Raw genomic sequence first — 4564 nt, 5'->3', positions numbered from 1 at the left:
GACGAGTCCCGCGGGGGTCGGCTTGTTGTAGTACGGCCCGACGACGAGGAGCGCGTCGGCCCCGGCGTCGGCGGCCTCTTTCGAAAACGTCACGCTCTGCGCCGTGTTGTTCGTCCCCGTCCCGATGATAACCGGCACGCGCCCTGCGGCCTGGTCGAGCGAGATCTCGACGAGTTGGCGGCGCTCATCGTGCGTGACAGTCGGGTTCTCACCCGTCGTACCGAGGACGACGAGCGCTTCCATCCCGCCGTCGATCTGAAAATCGATCAGCCTGCGAAACGCGGCTTCGTCGATCTGATCGTCAGGCGTGAAGGGGGTGACAAGCGCGGGGGCGGTCCCGCGGAAGAGGAGGTCAGACATCGGGAGAGGAGAATGCAGAGAAAGGTCAGGGGGTCCACTCGGCGAGCATGTCGTCGAGGGTGAAGAGACCGGTGCGGCCGTGGACCCACGCGGCGGCGCGGACGGCCCCGGCCGAGACGGCGGCGGCGGTCCGGCCGACCGCCGAACCGGCCGCGCCAGTGGCATCCAAGACCAACGCGCCAACCGTCGCGGCACAGCCGGTCACATCGCAGCCTGTCGACACCGCCGCGCCACAGGGCGCCGCCGTGACGGCGGCGGCCGCCCCCACCGAGAGGGCCGCCGCCCCGGCGCTCCCCACCGCGCCGCTCGACTCGACGCCCGGCCTGGAGGTGGCGGCACCCCTGGACGGAGCAGCCCCTCCGACCGAGACCGCCGCCCCGGTCCGCGACTCCGGCACGCCGGTCCAAGGCGCCCCGCCGGCCGACATGGCCCGCCCTGTCGAGGCGGCTGCCCCGGCGACCACCCCGGGGCGCGAACACCGGCCGGACGCTCCGGCGGCCCCCGCCCAACGGCCCGCCTCTGCGCCCGCTCCCGCGCGCCCCACGGCGACGGCCAGCGCCACCGTCCGCCTGGGGGATCCCGGATCGCTGGCCCACGCCGCCAAGGCCACGCTGGGGTGGAGCGGCGGCGCCGACGTCTCGCTTGATCCGGCCTCCGTGGCCGCCATCCAGACCTACATGGGGCCCAGCCCGGCCGACACGTCGGGCGGGTCGGTGCGAGACAGCCTGGGGGCGGCGTTCGACACCATTCCGTGCAGCCGCCTTCAAGCGGACCTGGTCCCGGAAACGGGCGGCATCGAAATCCGGGGCCACATCCCCGACCCCGCGCTGCGCGACGCGGTCCTGAGCCGCATCAACGCCGCCGTCGGCGGCGCCCTCCCCGTCCGCACCAACCTGCTGGTGTTGCCGCAACCCCAGTGCGGGGTGCTGCAGGCGCTGGACGGCATGGCCATGCCGCAGTCCCGCGACCAACTCGACGACCCGCTGGCGGTGGGCCGCGAGGCCCAGGCCGGCCTGATGCGCTTCCACGACGGGGACATCCTGCGCCTGACCATCGAGGCCCCCGAGTTCGACGCGTGGCTGCACCTCGACTACTTCGGCGCCGACGGTCAGGTCGTGCACTTGATGCCCAGCCGCTTCGCCGAGGCCCGCCGCGTGCCGGCCGAGGAGGTGTTCACGTTCGGCCACAGCGCCGCCGGTGATACCGGGCCGGTCATGGAATTCGTGCCGCCCTTCGGCCGCGAGATCGTGGTCGTGTTCGGCGCCTCCGCGCCGGTGGTCGAGACGAAGCGGCCCCTGGTCGAGGAGGCCGGGCCGTATCTCGACTGGCTGCGGCAACGGCTGTTGGCGTTGAAGACCCAGGATCCGGACTTCCAGGCGGAATGGGCCTATCTGCTGGTCGAAACCCTGCCCCGGTAGCCGAACGGAACGTGTCAACGACTTTGATACCGCCCGACGATTGGATTGACTCGTCCGGCTGGTCGCTTCGGGGCGCCGGTAATGCCGAGTTTTTGTTTTGTCGGCGCAGCGCCCCAAAGGGGCGCGCGGCTCTGCGGCCCCGCCGCCCAAAGGGCGGCCACACTTTGTCGGCGCCGCGAAGCGGCGCCGTGGGCGCCGGCCCCATTTTGGTTAAAGCTGGCATCGCGAAGCGATGCCAGGGGCGCCCCGGCCGTCCGACGAATGAAGTCGGTTCATTCGTCGGACAGTATCAATCCTATCGTCGGCCGACTGTTGAGCCCGCCTGTCGCTGCCTTGGGGCCTCCTGCCGCCGCCGGCATCAGAGCCTGGAGACGCGCAAACGCTTCGGTGCAGAAACATAACAATACGGTCCCTTGCCAATCACCCAAAATCATGAATACAGCACATTTCGTGATACAGATGTGACACTAAATATAAATGTCACCTTCAATCATGATGGAGCAATAAAAAAAACATTTTGCAAAATAACATTTCCAACACCTGCTTTGAATCCTACAGCCTTCGTGATAATAAACTTTCCGGTTGTCATTGCACATTTTTGTTAGTGCGCGTTGCCCGTAAACGCGCAAACCCAACAAAAAGCTCACTGATCTCCCACGGTGTGTCCCTGGTCGTCCGACACGCCCCAAGAGGTCGCGGTGTCCTCCCCAACGGTATCGCGCGGGATATCACAAATTTCCGGGCCGAACCCGGTGAAAGCCCAGTCCCATGCGCGAAAACGGTGAAATCTACTCAATATGATGGAGGGTCCTGTGTCGAAACGATGTGTCGAAAGGAAGGCCAGCATCAAAGCGGCCGTGTTGGGCTGCATCAGTGCCCTGGCCGTCTCTGTCGCTGCCCACGGCGCCCTTGCCGCGGATCGCGCCGAAGGCCCGGAAGATAGCATGACCTGTGAGGAGGCCCTCATCGGGATCGAGAAGCGCTACAACGGCTACGACAGTTGGCGCATCATGAACATCACGATCACCGACGAGGCCGGCGGGGTCAAGACGCGGCGCATCCACGCCGCGCACCAGAATATCGGCGTGCATCGCCGCCTGCGGAGCAAGGTCCTCGAGCCCGAGGAATTGCGTGGCTTTGAGGCCATGGCCTACGACTACTTCGGCGACGGCGAAGTGGACAAGGTTTGGACCTACCTTCCCTCTCAAGGGGAATTGACAGAGGTCAAGTCCGAGGACCTGAGTGGTCGTCTTTACGGCTCGGACCTGTCCATCGGCGAGATGTTGATCCGCCGCGCCAAGGACTACGAGTGCAAGCTCCTCGGCGAAGGGGTCTACAAAGGGCTGCCCGTGTGGAAGGTTTGGGCCAATCCGCTCGAGGAAAGCGAGGTCATCCGGCTGGGCCTGCGCGACGGTGAGGTGTGGATCGAGAAGGACACGTTCCTTCCGGTCTGGAGCACATTCAATGCCGACGCCCCGAGCGAGCAGCGCGTCTTCACCACGGACAAGATCCGCTGGCAGGACGGCGTCTACGTGCCGGCCTACTTCAAGGTCTTTACCCGCAAGGAAGGCCGCGTGATCTCCACCTCCGTCTTCGAGGTCGAGGGCGAACGGTTCAATATCAACCTGCCCACCCGATGGTTCGAGGTCGACGACCTGGGGGGAACCACCAGTGGTTGGAACGAGTGGCGGTCGGTCAATCTGAGCAACTGACCCAGGAAAGAGGGCGGTGGCGCCGTCTTTCGGGGCGGCTCTCCGCATCTCCTCCAAGACACAACGGATCGGTCTTCGCCCGGCGGGCACCCATCGTGCTCGCGGACCCTGCTCCATTTACCTCTGGCGCACGGAGGATGGTATGTCGCGGATCATCGGCCAGTGGGCCGGAAAGGCCGATCGCGTGTTCCAGGCGGTCGCTCGCGCCATTTATCGAAGCCCGTTGAAAGCCTTGGTCTTTGTCCTGCTGCTGGTTGGGCTGGGCGTCTCGGGCCTGCCCAACCTGCGCAAGGATGGACGGATCGAAGCCTTCATGCATGAGACCGATCCGGCGCTGCAGGCCTACTATGACATGCGGCATTCCTTCGGTCAGGACAACCGCATCGTCGTGACCATCTCGGCGCCCGACGTGTTCACGACGTCCTTCCTGACGCGCCTGGCCGACCTGCACCGGGACATCCAACGCGACGTCCCTTACATCGCCGAGCTCTTCAGCCTCTACAACATTCCCTTCATCCAATACGAGGACGGCGGCATCTACCTGGAGGAGTTGGTTCGCAACATGCTCCACCGGGGCTGGGATCCCGATGTCATGCGCGACCGCGTCATGGCCACGCCGCTGTACCGGAACTTCATCCTGTCGGAAGACGGCAAGACCGCTTCCATCATCATCGAGCCGTACCGCTACGCGCCGAGCCCCAACGACTGTATCGCCCGGCCCGAGCAGGGGATTTCCTGCGACAACACCTTTCGCCCCGTGACAGAGCGGCAGTTGCTTGGCCCGCCCCAGTACGCGGAGATGGCGGCCCAGGTGCAAGCCATCATCGCCACGTACCAGGATCCAGAAACCTTCGACATCCACGTGTCCGGCGCGCCCATCGTCAGCACCGAGATCGTGGCGTTGATGTCCAAGGATATGCCGCGGTTCACCCTGTTGTGTATCGGTGTGACGATCCTGGTCATCCTGGTCCTTTACCGGAGCCTTCTCGTGGCGATCGCGGCGCTGTTCGTTGTCGCGGCCCCCTCTGTGCCAACGATCATGAGACAGCTGCCCCCCACACGTTTAGACTTGAG

The 4564-nt window shown here is 65.4% G+C and carries 4 protein-coding genes; 3 read left to right on the top strand and 1 reads right to left on the bottom strand.

Annotated features, from left to right (window positions below; all coding sequences use genetic code 11):
• The coding region (locus tag Q0309_RS09265) for a dihydrodipicolinate synthase family protein (protein WP_299439841.1) at window positions 1-360 on the bottom strand (360 nt) is incomplete at its 3' end.
• Between the two features lie 71 nt (window positions 361-431).
• Between Q0309_RS09265 and Q0309_RS09260 the strand changes: the two genes are divergently transcribed.
• The 3 genes from Q0309_RS09260 to Q0309_RS09250 form a co-directional block, all read left to right on the top strand.
• Window positions 432-1778 (top strand): DUF4384 domain-containing protein, encoded by a 1347-nt coding sequence (locus Q0309_RS09260; protein WP_299439839.1) that lies wholly within the window; start codon window positions 432-434, stop codon window positions 1776-1778.
• 797 nt (window positions 1779-2575) lie between these two features.
• Entirely contained in the window at window positions 2576-3490 is a 915-nt protein-coding gene (locus tag Q0309_RS09255) for an outer membrane lipoprotein-sorting protein (protein ID WP_299439837.1), read from the top strand.
• 142 nt (window positions 3491-3632) lie between these two features.
• Window positions 3633-4564, top strand: a 932-nt coding sequence (locus Q0309_RS09250) for an MMPL family transporter (protein WP_299439835.1), incomplete at its 3' end; no start/stop codon positions are given.

The sequence above is a fragment of the uncultured Rhodospira sp. genome, from assembly GCF_937138205.1.
GTDB lineage: Bacteria > Pseudomonadota > Alphaproteobacteria > Rhodospirillales > Rhodospirillaceae > Rhodospira.
This window is presented reverse-complemented; position numbering and strand designations above follow the sequence as displayed.

Excerpts from the sequence above, each read along its gene's own strand:
- Q0309_RS09255 (WP_299439837.1), top strand. The coding sequence starts at position 2,576 with ATGATGGAGGGTCCTGTGTCGAAACGATGTGTCGAAAGGAAGGCCAGC.